The following is an 18,500-nucleotide window of genomic DNA, read 5'->3' on the forward strand; positions in this document are numbered from 1 at the left end:
GCTCCGCACGGGGAACCCGCTCCGCACGGGGCCGCTCCTGCGGAGTCGCACTCGAATCCCGCCTGCGCCGCCCGCCCTCGGGAGCCTGGCTTGACTCCCGCCGGGAACGCCGCTCCTCCGGCGCACGACTGCGCTCGCGCCGGGAACGTTCCTCAGGCGAACTGCTGGAACCACTCATCGACCGGGGAGCCGCAGACTGCGGAAGAGTACCGTTCCAACTCGGCGGCGGACGGCGGTCGCGCTCCGCACGGGGAACCCGCTCCGCACGGGGCCGCTCCTGCGGAGTCGCACTCGAATCCCGCCTGCGCCGCCCGCCCTCGGGAGCCTGGCTTGACTCCCGCCGGGAACGCCGCTCCTCCGGCGCACGGCTGGAAGCCCGCCTGCGCAACCTGCTGTCCTCAGAGCCCTGGCCCCGCTCGGATCCGCTGGCGCGTTCCCGCACAGGCATCTCGTAAGAAGCGTTGAACGGATCACCGAAGCTCGGGCGTTCGAGCTGCGGCGCCGGCTCCGCCGCGCGACGCGCGCGCGCGGCCTCCGCCGCACGGGCCTGATTGGCGGCGTAACGATTCCTGATGTAGTCGCCGGCCATTCCCGCGCCTTGCAGCGCGGCACCTGCCGTCCTGGTCGCGGGGTCGCGGCCGAAGCCGTACATTGAAGCACCGGCGAACCTTGCGGCACCGAGTGCGGCGGCGAAGATGTCCGGCGGATCGTCGGGGTGAGGCCGCAGCGCCCTGCGGCCCTCCAGGAGGACCGTCCGCGCGCTGGCGGCGCCAGTGAAAGCGACGCCCCAGTTGTAGGTGGAAGCCCAGCCCTGGTCCGCATCGTTTCGGGCGGTGCCGGCGGCCTGCAGGGCCAGCCCGGCGGATTCCAGGGAGTCGACGGCCGTGTCCACGATGGCGGGCGTCCTGTCGACCACCCACTGCCCCGTCCCGATCACGGAGGTCAGAAGCTCGGATCCGCGGATTTGGTGCGCCAAGTTGTACACGGTGTTGTACCACGTTTCCGACTGGTATTCCGCGGGTGGGGGTGAGGGCGATCGGGATTCACCACGTTCGGGGTCGGGCTCACGACGGCGCCGGCTGCGTCGGTCCGGAGGGGTTGTCATGGTGTGCTCTCCGTCCTCTGTAGGAGGTTCACCTCCTTATTACGGGGGTTGGGCCCCGGTGGTTCACGGTGCTGCCCGGTGCCGGAGCCGGCACGCTGTCACTTCATCCCTATGGGCTGGGTCTGCTTCTGCGAGGCCGCCGCCTCCCAGTGCTGCTTCGGGGGCCGGCTGCGTGGGGGGTTGCCGTTGGGCGTCGGTCCTGCCGCGCGTGACTCCCGTGCGGCGGCCGAGACGGCGTTCTGGTCGAAACCCGGCGTGCCGGGTCGGCCGGCCACGAGCGCGTCCGTGCTCGCCAACGAGGTGCGGCGCGCGTTCGGCTCGCTCTCCAAGCCGCGCTTCAACGTCGCCTCGTCGGTACGGACGGCCAGGGCGGGTCGCCGGAAGCGCTCCGACGACGCTTCGACGCTCCGGGCCTCCTGGCCCTGGACGGGCGCGGCACCAGGGGCCTGAGCAGGTGCGGTGTTACGGGCCTGTACGGGTGCGGCATCCCGGAACAGGGTGGGGTCGGTCTCCCGTCCCAGGCCCGGCTGCGCGCCCTGCGCCGGGGTGGCGCGCCGCGCCGCCTCCTCGACCGCCTTCAGGTGCCGGGCCTGGGCCTCGCCCGCGATCGCCCCCATCACGGGCAGCTACCCGCGGTCGTACGCCGCGGCGTACTGCGGGTTCTGGTGATCATCTGAAGCGCGGCCACCTCGACCAGTTGCTTCTCGAACGCGCCGAGTTGCTGGTACCGCTCGAATGCGGACCGCTGGTCGGGCTGGTGCGCAGCCTGTTGCGTGTACCGCTGCTGGCCCGGCTGCTGCTCGTGCCCCTGCTCGGGCGGCCCGGGACGGTGCTCCTCGCCGTCGGCGCCGCGCAGCATGACCCGCAGCTCGCGCACGGCGCGGACCATCCGGCTCGCGGCGCCGCTGCGCTGGCGTTCGGTACTGGCCCGCGGCGGGGCGGGGCGGCCCTGCCGTCTGGCCGCCGCCTGGTCCCGTGCGGCCATAGCGCGCGCCCCGTCGCGTTCGGCGCTGATCTGCTGGGCCGCGAGCTGGTCGCCACGGCGAGCTCATGGGCCAGCTCGTAGGGGTCGAGCTGGTCGGTGGGTTCGGACATGGTCGCGTCCTTCGGTCGGGTGCGGCGTGGACAGCGGTACGGCGGCGGCTGGGCGGTGACCGGCGGAGGGCCCGAACAGGGCTGCGTGGCGGCTCTGTGTCCCGGTGTCCCTGCCCGGAGGCGGGGCGGGGCCGGATAGTGAACCGAGCCCCCCGCGCGCCCGTGGTGGTGGCGTGGAGACTTCCATGACGACAGCGGCAGGAGAACAGACGATGATCGATCCCGAGCCCGAAGGGAACTCCGGTACGGAAGAGGACGCACCGCCCGCCCCCCAGCCCGAGTTCATCCTCTATCTGGACGGGCACGACTACGAGGACGCACTCTTCCAGCTGGTGGAGTGGACGCACAACGTGCTGCTGCCCGTCTACGGCAGGGAGATCACCTCCACAGCGCTCTGGTGCTCGCGCTGGTGGGAGCACCCGGAGGCGGTCGCACAGCTCCACGGCCTGTGGCTGGCCTGGGCGGAACTTTCCAACCCGGCAAAGGACATGACGGGCCCGGCCGCGTGGCACCGCGACTTCCTGGGCCCCGTGATGGCCACCCTGCGCGACCCCATGGGGCCCTTCGCCGGATGCAAGCCAGGCAACCACCGGCCGAAGGAGGTCCCGCAGATCGAGTCGCCCTTCGTGGCCGCCGGCGCCTGAGCGGCCGTCCGGTTCGTCAGGGCGGGCGTCGGCTGCTCCGGGTGGCCGGCACCGGTGGTGACGCGGGTTCATACCTTCCGGAAACGCCCCTGGTGGTCGTTCTCGTCGTCACAGCCGGTGATCGTCAGCACGGCGTGCGGGTCCCTGCCGTCGGCCTGCGCGTTGAGGCAGAGGTTTCCGCTCTCGAGGTTGCGGATCAGGCAGAGGTCCGAGCCGCCCGGCCCGCCGCACTTCTCTTTACGGTCCAGCAGCCAGCGCTGGTTGTCGTCCTTCGCAGAGTCGCAGGGCGCCTGGTGGACGGTATCGTTCCGCTTCCCCTTGCCGGGGATGTCCACGCCCTTCGCGGTCTTGACGTTGAAGATGGTGACTGACACCGGCCCCGATGACCTGCGGGTTCGAAGTTGGAGGAGGCTCACTGCCACAACGAGAACTTCGACCAAGTCCGGGCGAAGGGCGGTTTGTACCTGCGGCCGCTACGCTCCTGGGCCGGGCGTACCCGAAGGCTGTGGAGCTGTCCAGCTGGTGAGGAGTCGCAGGGCTTGGGCGGTGTCGGAGCCGGGTTCGACGTTGTAGACGCACAGCGTCTGGTCCCTGTCACCAGGCACTTGGAAGGACTCGTAGGAGAAGTGCAGGTCGCCGACGAGGGGGTGGTGGTAGTGCTTGGCGCCGTGGGTCCGGCGCAGTACCCGGTGGTCGTTCCACCATGTGGAGAACTCCGGTGACTTCAGCGTGAGCTCGCCGACGAGGTCGGCGAGCTGTCGGTCCTGGGGGCTGCGGCCGGCTTCCAGGCGCAGGATGGCGACGGTTTCGGCGGCGATCTGTTCCCAGTCGCCGACACGTTCGCGGGCGTCGGGGTCCAGGAGGTAGTAGCGGGCCAGGTTCCGGCGGGGCGCGGGCAGGGCGTCGAAGTCGGTGAGGACCTCGCGGGCGAGGCGGTTGGATGCCAGGACGTCGGTGCGCCGGCCGAGGATGAACGCGGGAACGTGGTCGAGGGTCTGCAGCATCAGGTGCAGTCCGGGGCGCACGCGCTGGGGACTGGCCGGAGCGCGGCGGGCCGGTGTGGGCCGTGCCAGGAGGTCGGTGAGGTGCTCGCGCTCGGAGGGGTCGAGCCGCAGGGTGCCGGCGAGTGCTTCGAGGACTTCGGGGGAGGGGTTTTGCGCCCGGCCCTGCTCGATGCGGGTGTAGTACTCGGTGCTGACTCCGGCGAGTCTGGCGACTTCGTCGCGGCGCAGGCCGGGCACGCGGCGTGCCCGGCCGTCATCGGGCAGCCCTGCCTGGTCGGGGGTGACCCGGGCACGGCGGGTGCGCAGGAAGTCGGCGAGTTCGTTACTACGGTCATCCATGTGCCCAGTGTGGCGGGCGGGAGCGGGCCGTACTCCGGGCCGGGTGGTACTGCCAGTACCTTCCTTGTGGATACCTGCCTGGTCAGGGCCTTTTCCGGCGCCCTGTGAGGCGTCTTGGGGTGGTGTTCTTGTGGAGAAGCCGATGGCGACAGGCCGCGGTTCAGAATCTCTCAACCCACCCTTGAAAGGTGTGCCTCATGACCACGCAGACTTCCGCCCGTCCTCTTTCCGGCCGCGTCGCAGTCGTCACCGGTGCCTCCAGTGGTATCGGCGAGGCGTCGGCCGAGCACCTGGCCGGACTGGGCGCTCGCGTCGTTGTCGTGGCCCGGCGTGCGGACCGGCTGGAGCAGCTGGTGGCCCGGATCGGGAAGAACGGTGGTCAGGCCCTGGCCCTTGCGGTCGACGTGACCGACGCGGCGACGGTACGGGCGGCGGCTGACCGGGTCTCGGCCGAGTTCGGCGGTGCCGACCTGCTGTTCAACAACGCGGGCGTCATGCTCCCCGCCCCGATCGAGGAGCTGGCCGACGATCAGTGGCAGCACCAGATCGACCTGAACATCACCGGCCTGATGAACGTCATCGGCGCGTTCACCCCGCAGCTGGTGAAGGCCGCTGAGGAGCGCGGTGTCGCGGACCTGATCAACACGTCGTCGATCGCGGCGCAGAACATATTCCCGAACTTCGCCGTCTACTCCGCGACGAAGGCGTACGTCACCCATCTCTCCCGGCACTTGCGGGCTGTGCTGGGTGCGAAGAAGGTGCGTGTCTCGGCGATCGAGCCCGGCATCGTCGGTACCGAACTGCAGAGCCACGTCACCGATGAGGGTGCCCTCGCGTGGCTGGAGGGCTCCAAGGAGACCATGGAGTGGCTCACGTCCGAGGACATCGCGCAGACCGTCGGGTTCGTCGCGTCCCTCCCGCCGCGAGCCAACCTCCAGCAGGTGACCATCATGCCGACCGCTCAGGCCAGCTGACCGTTCCCTGCCAGTTCACCCAGGCCCGGGCCGTAATGGCCCGGGCCGGCCGGCCCTGGGTCTCCGCGCCTCAGTGCGCAAAGCCGTCCTGACAGACGAGCTGCACCCCTGACTGCCGCCCACGACCAGCACGAGCACCCCGGCACAACGTCACACCACGCCCCTGACCAGCCACTTCAAGATGGCGCAACTTCAGTGCCGCACGCCCTTCTTCAGATCCGCCGAGCCGGTCACTGCCTGGCCACGGGTTGGGACGCGGCCCTCTCACCGGACGGCAAAGCGGTCTGGTTCACCTATGACGTGGTCGAGGACCCCGGAGTGTCGGCCTCGGGCCGGGTCGCAACCAGGGCGATCGCCGGGAGCCACAAGGCGGTCGACCGGCTGAAGGTCGATGTTGTCGGCGAGAGCCGCCTCACCGTGCTGGGGTCGCCGGCCAGGGGCGTGCTGGCCGGCGGTGCTCATCTCTCGCCCGACGGCAGGCGCCTCCTGGCCGACGGCTACGTGCTGGAGCTCCCACCGGGGGGCCGCTCGGTGGGCCGGGAGCTCATCGAGAAGGGCGAGTTCCTCTCCTGCGGGGAGGACTGGCTCGACGACGACTCGGTGCTGTGCGGCAGCGCGGAGCCCGCGGACCACAGGTTCGCCGCCTTCGACGCCTCCAAGGACGCGAAGCCGGGAGCTCCCGTCCTCCCCCGCAACGACCATGAGAACTTCGCGATGGTGCTCTCCCCCGACCGGCAGGAGTTCGCGTTCCGCTCCGTGAAAGGGACGGTGAGCAACTACTTCCTTTCCGGCACCAAGGCGGGCTCCACACCCAAGAAGGTCAAGAAGACCGGCGCGTTCTCAACTCTCGGCGACGGCGCGGTGTTCATCGACTGGCGGTGATACTGCAGGGTCCAGGGGCAGTCTCACCTGTAGTCTCATCCGCCCGGAACCACAACGTGGAGAGAGCCCTACTGGAGTCCCTCGGCCCGCTTTGCGAGGGCTTCGTTCATGGCTCGGAACTGCGGGAGCGTTTGGGACTTCAGTCGGCCCGCGACGAAGGGTACGGCGACACCGGTGAAGCGTTCGCTCTGAGTCAGCCGGACGTGGTGAGGGCCGTCCTTCTCGATGGTGAACCGGTGCTCCCCATCCGCTATCCAGCCCGGTTCGACCTTCCCGAGCCAGCGCAGCTCCTGTCCCGGAGCGACCGTCTGAATCCGCGGGGTGAATGTGCTGTCGCCGCTGTCGTCGTGCATGACGATGCGCATGTGTGCGCCTTCGTCGAGGCGGCCGCCCGGTGAGGTCACCTCCGCCGAGGTGAGGAAGGGGTTCCACTCGGGGTAGGCGGCAAAGTCCGTCAGTACCTGCCAGACCTCCTCGGGTGTCGCCTGGATCCGTATCGAGGCGGTCAGCCGCACCGGTTGGGTGTTGGACCACGTCGTGTACCCGGCGAGGAGGGCGACGAGGACCGCGATGGACACGAGCCACCGGCTTCGGCGCCTCCTGACGGGAGCAGGACGCGGCGCCGCGGGCGCGGCTGCGGAATCGGCCGGCGTGAACTTCGACGTGCTGATCATCGTGGGCCCTCTTTCGTGTCGGGTGGTATTGCCGAGATCGGCATGGCCATGCGGGCGTCGGGCGTACTAGGCGGACGCACCGGTGAGCGCGCCGGTGACCAGGCGATCGACGTACGCCGCGTCGATGGGCCGGCCGGTGACGAGCAGCCGGTAGTACAGGGCGCCGGCCAGCTGGTCGAAGAGGACGCCCGGCTCGACGTCGCTGCGCAACTCGCCGTGTTCGCGGGCCTGTTCGAGCAGCGTCAGCACCAAGGCGTTACGGCGGGCGAACATGGCCTGGACAGCCGCGCCGACATCGGCATGGCGTGCCGCTGCGGCGGCAACCTCCGCAACCAGACCCGCAGAAGCATCACCTGACGCAGTGGCGCGGCCGACCTGCCGCATCCGGTTGAGCCCGTTCACGATCTCGTTGAGGTAACGCGTGAGATCTGCGCGGACATCGCCGCTGTACTCCACTGGCACTTCGTCCTGGATACGCGCCACAACGGCGACGATCAGATGGTCCTTGGTGGGCCACCTGCGGTACAGCGTTGTCTTCGCGACCTGGGCCTTTGCAGCCACCTCATCGACCGAGAAGCGGTCATATCCGCAGTCGAGCAGCAGTTCCAGCGCCGCGTCGAGGATGCGTGCATCCGCCTCCTGCTTCCGCGGCCGTCCACGTCGGGCAGTCGGTTGCATGAGACACCTTTCGCTACTGTCGTTTCGTAAATGAGGGTAGGGTCATTCCCGCAATTACGCAACAGCAGTATCGAAAAGGCGGGCGTCCGCTGTCCCCGAAGCGCAGCCCGTCGCAGGACCACCCGAGTCGAGCGTCAGCGGCTGTGGACGTCGCCCAGCGGGGGCAGCGCACCGCGGAGCGCGGCTTCCGGGCGAACCGGCGTGGGCGGCAAACGCGAACGGGCCCCGCAGCGGGCCCACCCAGGAGCCGGGAGGTTACGTGCTCGTGGAGGGGGCGGTCAGCGCCCCCAGTATCGAGGGGGCGTCACTGCGGCTGGTGGCGATGAGGACGGGGCGGCCGCCGTCCCGGCACTCGATGACCACTCCGTCGAAGTCGTAGGAGCTGTACCAGGCATCCGGGTCGTCGGGCCGCACAGCCCGCACGTGATCGACGGTCAGCGCCTTGGGAAGTTCTCTTCGGGCGACCCGCCCGTCCGGGTCCGGTGTGGCCGCTGGGCGCCCGTCCCCTATCACCAGGTAGCCGAAACCCTCCACGCTGTAGGGCACTTCTCCCCGCACGGTCGCAGCCACGCACCGCTTCTCCGCAGGGCGTACGGGAACGATGCCGCTGGTGTCCGCAGCGCGTCGCTCCCGCCGCCGCAGCCACAGCGCGTACAGGCCGCCCAGGCACGCGGCCGGCGGAATTCCGGCCATGGTGACCAGGCACGCCGTCCGCACATCGCCGACCACCATCGCGGCAACCATGCCGACACTGCCGAGAACGACGGCCGTCACCAAGCCCACGGTGACCGGCCAGGCCTCCGCCCAGGCCGCGACGGGATGCCGGTAGCGCAGCCACCAGCCGATCAGAAGCAGAGCGAGACCGAAGGAAAGCGTCAGCAGGCCGAAGGCCAGCCAAGGCCGCCAGTCATCGGCCGGTGACGCCTTGGTCTCCTGGGCGGCGGCCCCGAACCGTACGGTACGGATCTCCCCCCGCCAGTACGTCAGTTCCACCTCATCCCCGGTACGTACCGCGTTGTACACCGGAGCCGACCCGATCATCCGCACCCGCCGCACATCACCGGAGCCCTCCACGGTGAGCAGCAGCCAGTAGTGCACGCTCTTGCCGCTCGATTCCTTCTGAGTGCCGCGGACTGTGGCGGTACGGGTCGATTTGCACGCATCCGGCCGGCTGCCGGCCGGGCAGGGACGTGCGGTCACGTACTCCCGGTTCTTCTCCAGCTCCGCCGGAACGGCGGCAAGCAGCCCCGCCCCGACCAGCGCAAGGAGCAAACCGATGATGACTGGCGGCAGCACCTTCCTGGGCTCTCCCCGCTGCACCATCTTCCCCACCCGCCTTCCAGGCCCTCCGCAGAGCCAGGCCGACCCGCCATGCCTGCGCCCGTTCCGCCGGCCGGCACCGGCACCGGCATCGGCATCGGCCGCCGTCGGCCACCATTTCTCCACATCCTGCCCCGGCCCTTCCGCGCAGCGCTCCCGGGGTGCCCCGGGGGGCGGCCATGCGCCCCCCGGTACCGGTACCGATGTGGGCCGGCCGGCCCCGGAAACGGAACGCCACGCAAGGGCCGGCCTGCGGGCCGAGTTCGTCGGTCCGCGCGGAGGGCGGTCGGTGCGCCGATCGCCCCTTCCCCGGCGGCCGCCGTACCCGACGAGACGAGGGTCGGCGAGCCGGCACCGGCACCGGCTGCGAGAGCGAGGCCGGGGGCGAGGGAGGCGATACGTCCCGAGCCGCGTCGGGGGAGAGAGCTGCCGCCCACCGGCCATGGCCACGTCCTGGCCGTGCCGTCAGGAGCAGCCCCTCAAGAGGCAGTCACCTCCAGCAGGGCCGTCAGTGGCCGGGTGTCAGTTCACCGGTGAGCTTCCGGTGGATCCGCGCGCTGGGCTGGTTCAGGCCGGTGATCTCGACGGTCTTGCCGCGTTGGGCGTACTTGGTCTCGATCGCGTCGAGGGCGGCGACGGAGGAGGCGTCCCAGATGTGGGCTGCGCTCAGGTCGATGACGACCTTGTCCGGGTCGCCCGCGTAATCGAACTGGGTGACAAGGTCGTTGGAGGAGGCGAAGAAGAGTTCGCCGGTGACGGAGTAGACCACGCTGCTGCCGTCGGGATCGGTCACCGAGGTGACCTCGGCCAGGTGGGCGACACGCTTGGCGAAGATGACCACGGCCGTGAGGGTGCCGGCGACGACGCCGATGGCGAGGTTGTGGGTGGCGACCACGACCGCGACGGTGACCACCATCACCGTGATCTCGCCGGCGGGCATGCGCCGCAGGGTCTTGGGGGCGATGGAGTGCCAGTCGAACGTCGCGAACGAGACCATGACCATCACGGCGACAAGTGCGGCCATCGGGATGTCGGAGACGACCGGCCCGAAGACGATGCACAGCACCATCAGAAACGCGCCCGCCAGGAAGGTGGACAGACGGGTGCGGGCACCGGAGACCCGTACGTTGATCACCGTCTGGCCGATCATGGCGCAGCCGCCCATGCCGCCGAAGAAGCCGGTGACGATGTTGGCGATGCCCTGGCCGATGGATTCGCGGGTCTTGGAGGAGCGGGTGTCAGTGATGTCGTCGACGAGCTTCGCCGTCATCAGGGACTCCATCAGCCCGACGAGCGCCATGGCGAGCGCGTAGGGCGCGATGGTGGTCAGCGTGTCCAGCGTGAACGGCACGTCCGGGAGGCCCGGGACGGGGAGGGAGGAGGGCAGCTCGCCCTTGTCGCCGACGGTCGGCACCGCGATCCCGGCGGCGACCGTGATCACCGTGAGGACGACGATGGAGACAAGGGGCGCCGGGACCACCTTGGTGACCTTCGGGAAGAGCACCATGAGGGCGAGGCCGCCCGCGATCAACGGGTAGACGGGCCAGGGCACGTCGCGCATCTCCGGAACCTGGGCCAGGAAGATCAGGATGGCGAGGGCGTTGACGAAGCCGACCATCACCGAGCGCGGCACGAAGCGCATCAGCTTGGCCACACCGAGGGCGCCGAGGACGATCTGGAAGACGCCGGCGAGGATCACGGCGGCGACGAGATAGCCCAGACCGTGCTCGCGGTTGAGCGGGGCGATCACCAGGGCGACGGCCCCGGTCGCCGCCGAGATCATCGCCTGGCGGCCGCCGACGAGCGCGATCGTCACGGCCATGGTGAAGGAGGCGAACAGTCCGACAGCCGGGTCGACCCCGGCGATGATCGAGAAGGAGATCGCCTCGGGTATCAGGGCCAGCGCCACGACGAGCCCGGCCAGTACCTCGGTGCGCCAGACCTTCGGGTCGGACAGCCAACCGGGCCAACCGGGCCAGTCGGGCTTGAGGCCGCGCAGCCGGGCGGTGGCAGAGGAGAGTGCGGAAGAAGACAAGGGGTTGACGTACCTGTCGTGCTCGGGCACGCCCGGCATCACCTCGGGCGCGCAAGGGGGCGCGGACGACCCGGTCCTGAGCCCCCCGGGGCTGCTCAGGTGCGGACGGTCACATGCGGATGGTCACGGCGGGCAGGCGGCGGCGCAGGGCATCATGAGCATGCGCACGCTCGTTCCTACGGGTTGCCTGCGGGCTGTTCCAAGGACTTTCCACGGACGTTTCTGAGGACTTTCTCCGGGCTCGTCCGTCGCCGGGGGCGTCCTCGGCCCCGGCTCGGCAGAGAAGTACGGAAGGACGTCCCGCACCATGGAGGCGGGTCGGCACACGGACCGGACCCCGCGGTCGGCAACTCTACCCTAACGTTACGGTAGAGATCGGAGTCGGCCGGTGTGAGGGCTGTGACAGTGGTGGCAGCCGCGATGGGAGAGGAAGGCGGGGCGCGTGAGCGGCGAGCACATGCAGATCGGCGAGGTCGCCGCGCGGACCGAGCTGTCGCTGCGCACCATCCGGCACTACGAGGAGACCGGCCTGGTCATCCCCTCCGCCCGCTCCCAGGGCGGATTCCGGCTCTACACCGAGGCCGATGTCGCCCGCCTGATGGTGATCCGCCGTATGAAACCACTCGGCTTCACCCTGGACGAGATGCGCGAACTGCTCACCGCCACCGACCGCCTCGACTCCGGCGCCGAGTTGTCCGCCTCCGAGCGGGAGCAACTCCTGGGCCGCCTCCGCGACTTCGAGGAAGCCGCCCAGCGACGGGTGGCAGACCTGCGCACCCAACTCGCGCGGGCCGAGGAGTTCGCAGCCACCCTGCGCGAGCGCCTTCCGCAGGGTACGAACGCCTGAGGGGCGCGGGCGGCCTGTACAGACTCCCGGCCAGCGGTTCAGGCGCCCGGGCGTGCGTGGCTCGGCCGAAGGAAGGAGAGAGGCATGGCTGCGATTGGTCAGGGTGGGCCGGGGGAGCTCGCGTGGGTGTTGGACTGTGGGGACAACGACCGGCTGGCCGAGTTCTGGTGTGCGGTGCTGGGGTACCGGCGGGTGCGGGCTGTGCCGCCGTACGTGAGTCTGGCTCCGGTGGACGGTGCCGGGCCCGAGTTGCTGCTCCAGCAGGTGCCCGAGCCCAAGCGGGGGAAGAACCGGATGCATCTCGATCTGCGGGTGCCCGCGTTGGAGCCGGAGTTGTCGCGGATCCGGGGCTGTGGGGCGACGGTCCTCGCCGCGCCTTTCGACGACAACGGCGTCCTGACCACGGTGCTCGCCGACCCGGAGGGCAATGAGTTCTGCCTGCTGGTGTGGCCCGGGACCTGACTGGGCGCATCCGCACGATGTCCGCATATTTCCGTGCGACATCCCTGCACGGCAGGCGCATCTTTCAGCCACCCGTATTTACCATCCGGTTGTGTGACGTGGCTCCCCAAAACGGTTCTCCTCGGTCGGCCGCTGCGTACGGAGCAGCTGCGGGAGACGCTGCTGCCCAAGCGGCTGGCGCTGCCGGTGTTCTGCAGCGACCCGCTCTCCTCGGTCGCGTACGCCACCGAGGAGACGCTGCTGATCCTGGCGCTGGGGGGTACCGCCTTCCTGGACCTGGCCTGGTACATCGGGCTCGTCATCGTGCTGCTGCTGACCGTGGTGATCGCCTCGTACCGGCAGACGTGCCACGCCTACCCGCACGGCGGCGGCGCGTACGCCGTCAGCGCCGACAACCTCGGTCCGACGGCGGCGCTGACGGCGGCCAGCGCGCTGCTGGTCGACTATGTGCTGACCGTGGCCGTCTCCGTGGTGGCGGGCGTGGCGGCGATCACCTCGGCGGCGCCCGCGCTGTCGGGCCACGCGGTCGGGATGTCGGTCGGCTTCGTGGTGCTGCTGGCGCTGGTGAATCTGCGCGGGGTACGGGAGACCGGGCGGGCGTTCGCGATCCCCACCTACGGCTTCGTGCTCGGCATCTATGCGATGTTCGCTTTCGCCGTGGTGCGGATGGCGACGGGCACCACCATTCGCGCCGAGTCCGCCGACCTGCCCGTCCACGCCACCGGCAGCTTCGCGGGGCTGGCGCTGGTGTTCCTGGTGATGCGGGCCTTCGCGTCCGGCTGTACGGCGCTGACCGGGGTGGAGGCGATCAGCAACGGGGTGCCGGCCTTCGCCAGGCCGAAGTCCCACAACGCGGCGACCACGCTGGCGGTCATGGGGCTCATCTCCGTGAGCATGTTCGTCGGCATCACGATCCTGGCGCTGGTCTACCAGGTGCATGTCGCCTCCGACCCCACCGCGCTCGGGCTGCCGGCCGACGCCTCGCCGCCAACAGCCGTGGCGCAGATCGCGCGGGCCAGCTTCGGCGATGTCCACTTGCTCTTCTACTACGTACAGGCCGCGACCGCCGGCATCCTCATCCTGGCCGCCAACACCGCCTTCAGCGGCTTCCCCACCCTCGCCTCGATCCTCGCCCAGGACCGCTATCTGCCGCGGCAGTTGCACCACCGCGGTGACCGGCTGGTGTTCTCCAACGGGATCGTCCTGCTGTCGCTGGCCGCCGTCGGGCTCATCGTCGCTTTCGACGCCAGTGTCACCGCGCTCATCCAGCTCTACATCATCGGCGTCTTCGTCTCCTTCACCCTCTCCCAGGCCGGGATGGTCAAGCACTGGAACAAGCTGCTGCCACAGACCACGGACCGGGCCGAGCGGGTACGTATGCACCGCTCCCGGCTGATCAACGCCACCGGGGCGACCTTCACCGGCATCGTGCTGGTGATCGTGCTGATCACCAAGTTCACCCACGGCGCCTGGATCGTCACCCTCGCCATGCCGCTGCTCTTCCTCACCATGAAGGGCGTGCGCAGCCACTACGACACCGTCGCGGCCGAGCTCGCCGTGGCCCCGGACGCCCGGCCCGAGCGCCCGTCCCGCAACCATGCGATCGTCCTGGTCTCGAAGATCGACGCTCCCACCATGCGGGCCATCGGCTACGCCCAGTCCATCCGCCCGGACAGCGTGGTGGCGCTGACCGTCGCCGAGGAGCCGGAGGAGACCGCCGCGCTGCGGGACGCGTGGGACCGCCATGAGATGGGCGTACCGCTCGTCGAGCTGGAATCGCCCTACCGCGAGATCAGCCGCCCGGCGCTGAGCTACATCCGCGGGCTGCGCAAGGAGAGCCCGCGCGATGTGATCACTGTCTTCATCCCGGAGTACGTGCCCGAGCGCTGGTGGGGGCAGCTCCTGCACAACCAGAGCGCGCTACGGCTCAAGGCCCGGCTGCTGTTCACCCCGGGCGTCATGGTCACCAGCGTTCCCTACGTGCCACACCCACACCGCCACGCCCACGAGCACCACCCCGGTGCCTGACGCCCCCCACGGGGGAATGCCGGCCGGACTCAGGCCCGGGCGCAGTCGGGGCACAGGCCCCGGTAGGTCACCTCGACGTCCGAGACGGCGAATCCGAACCGCTCGGAGGAGGGCAGGTCGGCCAGGGGATCGCCGACGGGGTGTACGTCACGGATGGTGCCGCAGTCCGAGCAGAGCAGATGGTGGTGCGGCCGGTGCGCATTCGGGTCGTAGCGCTTGGCGCGGCCGTCGGTGGCCACCTCGAGCACCTCGCCGAGCGAGACGAGCTCGCCGAGGGCGTTGTAGACGGTCGCGCGGGAGATCTCCGGAAGCCGGACGGTGGCGCGCGCGAACACCTCGTCCGCTGTGAGGTGCACATGCTCGCCGTCGAGCACCTCGGCGACGACCCGCCGCTGCGCTGTCATCCGCCAGCCACGTCCGCGAAGCCGTTCCAGCAGGTCACTCATGACCACCAGCCTAACCATCGGGGCCGAACGAAAATCTTACGGGCCTGGTTTCCGTATTGACTTGGATTTCGTCCATCGTAGGATCGGTTCCAGCGACAGCCAAGGGGCAGGACACCACAGGAATCACGTGAAGGTTCAGCAGATGGGCCCGATCACACTTCGCCATCCGGTCGACGAGGCGGTCCACGAGGTGACGGCCTTCGCCGGAGCCTGCGCCCCCGCTGTTCCACACCGTCATTCCCTGAGCACCGTGCCGTTCCCTGAGCGACCGTTCCTTGAGCGATTTTCCCTGAGCACCGTGATCCGCCCAGTCCGGAAGGATTCCCATGTCTGAGAACCACGAGGCGATCGTCGTAGACCCGAAGACGGAGGAGGAAGGCGGCGGCTGCCCCGTCGCACACGGACGTGCCCTGCATCCGACGCAGGGAGGCGGGAACCGCCAGTGGTGGCCGGAGCGGCTGAACCTGAAGATCCTCGCCAAGAACCCCGCGGTGGCCAACCCGCTCGGCGAGGACTTCGACTACGCGGAGGCGTTCCAGTCCCTCGACCTGGAGGCCGTCAAGCGGGACATCGCCGAGGTGCTGACCACCTCCCAGGACTGGTGGCCGGCCGACTTCGGCCACTACGGCCCGCTCATGATCCGGATGGCCTGGCACAGCGCGGGCACGTACCGCATCAGCGACGGCCGCGGCGGCGCGGGCGCCGGTCAGCAGCGGTTCGCGCCGCTCAACAGCTGGCCGGACAACGCGAGCCTCGACAAGGCGCGCCGCCTGCTGTGGCCGGTCAAGAAGAAGTACGGCCAGAACATCTCCTGGGCCGACCTGATGGTCCTCACCGGCAACGTCGCGCTGGAGACGATGGGCTTCGAGACCTTCGGCTTCGCGGGCGGCCGCGAGGACGTATGGGAGCCCGAGGAGGACGTCTACTGGGGGCCCGAGACCGAGTGGCTGGGCGACGCCCGCTACAGCGGCGACCGCGAGCTGGAGAACCCGCTCGGCGCCGTCCAGATGGGCCTCATCTACGTCAACCCCGAGGGCCCCAACGGCAACCCGGACCCGATCGCGGCGGCCCGCGACATCCGTGAGACGTTCCGCCGCATGGCGATGAACGACGAGGAGACGGTCGCCCTCATCGCCGGTGGCCACACCTTCGGCAAGACCCACGGCGCCGGCCCGGCGGACAACGTCGGCCCGGACCCCGAGGCGGCCCCGATGGAGCAGCAGGGCCTCGGCTGGAAGAGCACGCACGGCACGGGCGTCGGCAAGGACGCCATCACCTCGGGCCTCGAGGTGACCTGGACCACCACCCCGACCCGGTGGAGCAACGGGTTTTTCAAGAACCTGTTCGAGTACGAGTACGAGCTCACCGAGAGCCCGGCCGGTGCCCACCAGTGGGTCGCCAAGGACGCGCCGGAGATCGTCCCGGACGCCTTCGACTCCGAGAAGAAGCACCGCCCGACGATGCTCACCACCGACCTCGCGCTGCGCTTCGACCCGGTGTACGAGCCGATCTCGCGGCGCTTCTACGAGAACCCGGAGGAGTTCGCCGACGCGTTCGCCCGGGCCTGGTACAAGCTCACCCATCGCGACCTGGGCCCGAAGTCGCTGTACCTGGGCCCTGAGGTCCCGGAGGAGACCCTGCTGTGGCAGGACCCGCTGCCCGAGACCGAGGGCGAGGCCATCGACGCGGCGGACATCGCCTCCCTCAAGGCCAATCTCCTCGACTCGGGGCTGACCGTCTCCCAGCTGGTCACCACCGCGTGGGCGGCGGCCTCCACCTTCCGCGGCAGCGACAAGCGCGGCGGCGCCAACGGCGCCCGCATCCGGCTGGAGCCGCAGCGGGGCTGGGAGGTCAACAACCCCGACGAGCTGGCGACGGTGCTGCGCACCCTGGAGGGCATCCAGCAGGAGTTCAACTCCGGCGCCTCCGGCAAGAAGGTCTCGCTGGCCGATCTGATCGTGCTCGGTGGCTCCGCTGCCGTGGAGAAGGCGGCCAAGGACGCGGGACACGACATCGAGGTGCCCTTCACCCCGGGCCGCGTCGACGCCACCGAGGAGCACACCGACGCGGAGTCGTTCGCCGCGCTGGAGCCGACCGCCGACGGGTTCCGCAACTACATCGGCAAGGGCAACCGGCTGCCGGGCGAGTATCTGCTGCTCGACAAGGCGAACCTGCTCACGCTGAGCGCCCCGGAGATGACGGTCCTGGTCGGCGGGCTGCGCGTGCTGGGCGCGAACTACGACAACTCGAAGCACGGCGTCCTCACCGAGACTCCGGGCCGGCTGACCAACGACTTCTTCGTCAACCTGCTCGACCTCGGTACGACGTGGAAGGCGACGGCCGAGGACGCCAGCGCGTTCGAGGGCCGCGACGCCGCCACGGGTGAGGTCAAGTGGACCGGCACCCGCGCCGACCTGGTCTTCGGCTCGAACTCCGAGCTGCGCGCGCTGGCCGAGGTCTACGCGAGCGACGACGCGAAGGAGAAGTTCGTGAACGACTTCGTCGCGGCGTGGGACAAGGTGATGAACCTCGACCGGTTCGACCTGGCCTGATCGTCAGCGTCTGACCGAGGGCCCCGACAGGGCGCCCGATGAGGGCCCCGACCGCTCAGCGGTCGGGGCCCTCGTGGCTACCAGGGCCTGCGGTCACGGTCCGCCATCGGCCGGGACGGTGGTGCCGTGGCCATGACCGTGGGCGCGGCCCGGAAGGTCGGAGGCGCCGCACGAGGCGCCCGGCCACAGCACGGCGAGGACGCCTCCGGCGAGCACGGTGGGGGCGATGGCGCAGGTGGTGCAGGCGAAGGCCCGCAGCTGGGAGACGCCCGCGCCGGTGAGCGTGAAGAACACCGCGCCGAACACGCATACGCCCAGCGCGGCCCCGAGCTGCTGTACGGAGGCGATCACTCCGGAGGCGGCGCCGGAGTCGGCGGGCGCCACCGTACGCAGCGTCATCGCCAAGGCGGGGGCGAGGAAGCACCCCATACCGCCACCGGCCACACCCAGCGCGGTCATCAGCCACGGCAGCGCGCCGCACCACGCGCTCACCGCACACATCGCGTATCCGGCGCACGCCACCGCCGCCGCCAGGCACAGCAGCCGGCGGTCGGAGGTGAGCCGAGCCAGCCCGGGGGCGAGCAGCGAGGCGAGGGCGAAGCTGCCCGCTGCGGGCAGCAGGCCGGCTCCCGTCCGCAACGGCCCCCACTCCAGGCCCTCTTGCAGCAGCAGGCCGAGGACCAGCAGAAACGACGTCACGCCACTGTTGATCAGCGCCAGCAGCGCCATCCCCCGGCGGAACCCGGCCGAGCGCAGCAGCCGCGGCGGAAGCATCGGCGTTCGCCCCCGCCGCTCCACTCGGCGTTCGTACCGCAGGAAGGCCGCCCCCAGCGGCAGTGCGGCGACCAGGCACAGCCGGCACCACCACGGGTAGCCCAGTTCCCGGCCGACCGCCAACGGCACGGTGCACAGCCCCAGCACGGCCACGGCCACAGCCGTTCCCACCAGGTCGAGGTCGGCGCGGCGGCGGACACCCAGCGGTGCGGCGGCGGAGGGCGCCGGGTGCCGGTCCGCGCCGGAGACGCCGGAGACCCACGGCAGCAGGGCCAGCGCAGCCACCCCCACCGGCACGTTCACCAGGAACACCGCCCGCCAGCCCAGCCCGGCCACGTCCGCGGCCAGCACCCAGCCGCCCACCAGCTGCCCGCTGACGGCGCCCACCCCCATCGCGGCGCCGATCACCGCGAACACCGTCCTCCGCTCCCGCTCCCCCCGGAAGAGCGTCTGCGCCGCGCGGTAGACCTGAGGCACCATCAGCGCTGTTCCCGCGCCCTGGAGCAGCCGCGCCACCACCAGCAGGTCGGCGGCAGGGGCCAGACCGCAGACCGTGGAGGCCGCGGTGAACAGCGTCATCCCGACGCCGAAGACCCGGAACGAACCGAAGGCGTCCCCCAGCCGTCCCCCGGCCACGACCC

General features: G+C 70.3%; 17 protein-coding genes. 7 read left to right on the forward strand and 10 right to left on the reverse strand.

What is annotated here, in order from left to right; translation table 11 throughout:
* Nucleotides 1-1,203: 1,203 nt before the first annotated feature.
* Nucleotides 1,204-1,722, reverse strand: a complete 519-nt coding sequence (locus ITI46_RS25290; protein ID WP_209242109.1) for a hypothetical protein — start codon at nucleotides 1,720-1,722, stop codon at nucleotides 1,204-1,206.
* Entirely contained in the window at nucleotides 1,722-2,090 is a 369-nt protein-coding gene (locus ITI46_RS25295) for a hypothetical protein (RefSeq protein ID WP_209242111.1), read from the reverse strand. Before ITI46_RS25295 ends, ITI46_RS25290 begins: the two co-directional genes overlap by 1 nt.
* Nucleotides 2,091-2,385: 295 nt before the next feature.
* Between ITI46_RS25295 and ITI46_RS25300 the strand changes: the two genes are divergently transcribed.
* Nucleotides 2,386-2,844, forward strand: a complete 459-nt coding sequence (locus ITI46_RS25300; RefSeq protein WP_372452070.1) for a DUF4913 domain-containing protein — start codon at nucleotides 2,386-2,388, stop codon at nucleotides 2,842-2,844.
* Between the two features lie 68 nt (nucleotides 2,845-2,912).
* Here ITI46_RS25300 and ITI46_RS25305 read toward each other — a convergent pair whose 3' ends face one another.
* Both ITI46_RS25305 and ITI46_RS25310 read right to left on the reverse strand, forming a co-directional pair.
* Nucleotides 2,913-3,218 carry an RICIN domain-containing protein gene (locus ITI46_RS25305; protein WP_209242113.1) on the reverse strand — a complete coding sequence of 102 codons (306 nt, stop codon included), beginning with the start codon at nucleotides 3,216-3,218 and terminating at the stop codon, nucleotides 2,913-2,915.
* Nucleotides 3,219-3,317: 99 nt separating this feature from the next.
* The gene (locus ITI46_RS25310) at nucleotides 3,318-4,187 is read right to left on the reverse strand and encodes a helix-turn-helix transcriptional regulator (protein ID WP_209242115.1); all 870 of its coding nucleotides are present in this window, start codon (nucleotides 4,185-4,187) and stop codon (nucleotides 3,318-3,320) included.
* A 197-nt stretch (nucleotides 4,188-4,384) separates the two neighbouring features.
* On the opposite strand from ITI46_RS25310, the gene ITI46_RS25315 reads away from it, so the two are divergent.
* Together ITI46_RS25315 and ITI46_RS25320 are read left to right on the forward strand one after the other, a co-directional pair.
* Complete coding sequence (locus ITI46_RS25315; RefSeq protein ID WP_209242117.1) at nucleotides 4,385-5,161, forward strand: SDR family oxidoreductase; 777 nt, start codon at nucleotides 4,385-4,387, stop codon at nucleotides 5,159-5,161.
* A 195-nt stretch (nucleotides 5,162-5,356) separates the two neighbouring features.
* Nucleotides 5,357-6,043 (forward strand): hypothetical protein, encoded by a 687-nt coding sequence (locus tag ITI46_RS25320; protein WP_209242119.1) that lies wholly within the window; start codon nucleotides 5,357-5,359, stop codon nucleotides 6,041-6,043.
* A gap of 68 nt (nucleotides 6,044-6,111) precedes the next feature.
* On the opposite strand, the gene ITI46_RS25325 is transcribed toward ITI46_RS25320, so the two are convergent.
* From ITI46_RS25325 to ITI46_RS25340, 4 genes are all read right to left on the reverse strand, one after another.
* Complete coding sequence (locus ITI46_RS25325; protein ID WP_209242121.1) at nucleotides 6,112-6,621, reverse strand: SRPBCC domain-containing protein; 510 nt, start codon at nucleotides 6,619-6,621, stop codon at nucleotides 6,112-6,114.
* Nucleotides 6,622-6,783: 162 nt separating this feature from the next.
* Complete coding sequence (locus tag ITI46_RS25330; protein ID WP_209242123.1) at nucleotides 6,784-7,395, reverse strand: TetR/AcrR family transcriptional regulator; 612 nt, start codon at nucleotides 7,393-7,395, stop codon at nucleotides 6,784-6,786.
* A gap of 255 nt (nucleotides 7,396-7,650) precedes the next feature.
* Nucleotides 7,651-8,718 carry a hypothetical protein gene (locus ITI46_RS25335; RefSeq protein WP_247746570.1) on the reverse strand — a complete coding sequence of 356 codons (1,068 nt, stop codon included), beginning with the start codon at nucleotides 8,716-8,718 and terminating at the stop codon, nucleotides 7,651-7,653.
* A gap of 505 nt (nucleotides 8,719-9,223) precedes the next feature.
* A complete protein-coding gene (locus tag ITI46_RS25340) occupies nucleotides 9,224-10,750 on the reverse strand; it encodes a SulP family inorganic anion transporter (RefSeq protein WP_209242140.1) in 1,527 nt (508 codons plus the stop codon).
* 442 nt (nucleotides 10,751-11,192) lie between these two features.
* Here ITI46_RS25340 and ITI46_RS25345 point away from each other — a divergent pair, with 442 nt between their 5' ends.
* From ITI46_RS25345 to ITI46_RS25355, 3 genes are all read left to right on the forward strand, one after another.
* Nucleotides 11,193-11,597, forward strand: coding sequence for a MerR family transcriptional regulator (locus ITI46_RS25345; RefSeq protein ID WP_209242125.1), 405 nt, complete (start codon nucleotides 11,193-11,195; stop codon nucleotides 11,595-11,597).
* A gap of 84 nt (nucleotides 11,598-11,681) precedes the next feature.
* Nucleotides 11,682-12,059, forward strand: coding sequence for a VOC family protein (locus ITI46_RS25350; protein WP_209242127.1), 378 nt, complete (start codon nucleotides 11,682-11,684; stop codon nucleotides 12,057-12,059).
* A 93-nt stretch (nucleotides 12,060-12,152) separates the two neighbouring features.
* Nucleotides 12,153-14,087 (forward strand): APC family permease, encoded by a 1,935-nt coding sequence (locus ITI46_RS25355; RefSeq protein ID WP_209242129.1) that lies wholly within the window; start codon nucleotides 12,153-12,155, stop codon nucleotides 14,085-14,087.
* Between the two features lie 29 nt (nucleotides 14,088-14,116).
* Here ITI46_RS25355 and ITI46_RS25360 read toward each other — a convergent pair whose 3' ends face one another.
* Nucleotides 14,117-14,533, reverse strand: coding sequence for a Fur family transcriptional regulator (locus tag ITI46_RS25360; RefSeq protein ID WP_209242130.1), 417 nt, complete (start codon nucleotides 14,531-14,533; stop codon nucleotides 14,117-14,119).
* A 326-nt stretch (nucleotides 14,534-14,859) separates the two neighbouring features.
* Between ITI46_RS25360 and katG the strand changes: the two genes are divergently transcribed.
* Nucleotides 14,860-17,085 (forward strand): catalase/peroxidase HPI, encoded by a 2,226-nt coding sequence (gene katG, locus ITI46_RS25365; RefSeq protein WP_209242132.1) that lies wholly within the window; start codon nucleotides 14,860-14,862, stop codon nucleotides 17,083-17,085.
* Between the two features lie 93 nt (nucleotides 17,086-17,178).
* On the opposite strand, the gene ITI46_RS25370 is transcribed toward katG, so the two are convergent.
* Nucleotides 17,179-18,500: MFS transporter (locus ITI46_RS25370; RefSeq protein WP_209242134.1), on the reverse strand; the 1,322-nt coding region annotated here is incomplete at its 5' end.

This window comes from Streptomyces oryzae, assembly GCF_017676365.1.
Taxonomy (GTDB): domain Bacteria; phylum Actinomycetota; class Actinomycetes; order Streptomycetales; family Streptomycetaceae; genus Streptomyces; species Streptomyces oryzae.

Excerpts from the sequence above, each read along its gene's own strand:
- ITI46_RS25290 (WP_209242109.1), bottom strand. The coding sequence starts at position 1,722 with ATGGGGGCGATCGCGGGCGAGGCCCAGGCCCGGCACCTGAAGGCGGTC.
- ITI46_RS25295 (WP_209242111.1), bottom strand. The coding sequence starts at position 2,090 with ATGGCCGCACGGGACCAGGCGGCGGCCAGACGGCAGGGCCGCCCCGCC.
- ITI46_RS25300 (WP_372452070.1), top strand. The coding sequence starts at position 2,386 with ATGACGACAGCGGCAGGAGAACAGACGATGATCGATCCCGAGCCCGAA.
- ITI46_RS25310 (WP_209242115.1), bottom strand. The coding sequence starts at position 4,187 with ATGGATGACCGTAGTAACGAACTCGCCGACTTCCTGCGCACCCGCCGT.
- ITI46_RS25315 (WP_209242117.1), top strand. The coding sequence starts at position 4,385 with ATGACCACGCAGACTTCCGCCCGTCCTCTTTCCGGCCGCGTCGCAGTC.
- ITI46_RS25330 (WP_209242123.1), bottom strand. The coding sequence starts at position 7,395 with ATGCAACCGACTGCCCGACGTGGACGGCCGCGGAAGCAGGAGGCGGAT.
- ITI46_RS25335 (WP_247746570.1), bottom strand. The coding sequence starts at position 8,718 with ATGGTGCAGCGGGGAGAGCCCAGGAAGGTGCTGCCGCCAGTCATCATC.
- ITI46_RS25350 (WP_209242127.1), top strand. The coding sequence starts at position 11,682 with ATGGCTGCGATTGGTCAGGGTGGGCCGGGGGAGCTCGCGTGGGTGTTG.
- ITI46_RS25360 (WP_209242130.1), bottom strand. The coding sequence starts at position 14,533 with ATGAGTGACCTGCTGGAACGGCTTCGCGGACGTGGCTGGCGGATGACA.
- katG (WP_209242132.1), top strand. The coding sequence starts at position 14,860 with ATGTCTGAGAACCACGAGGCGATCGTCGTAGACCCGAAGACGGAGGAG.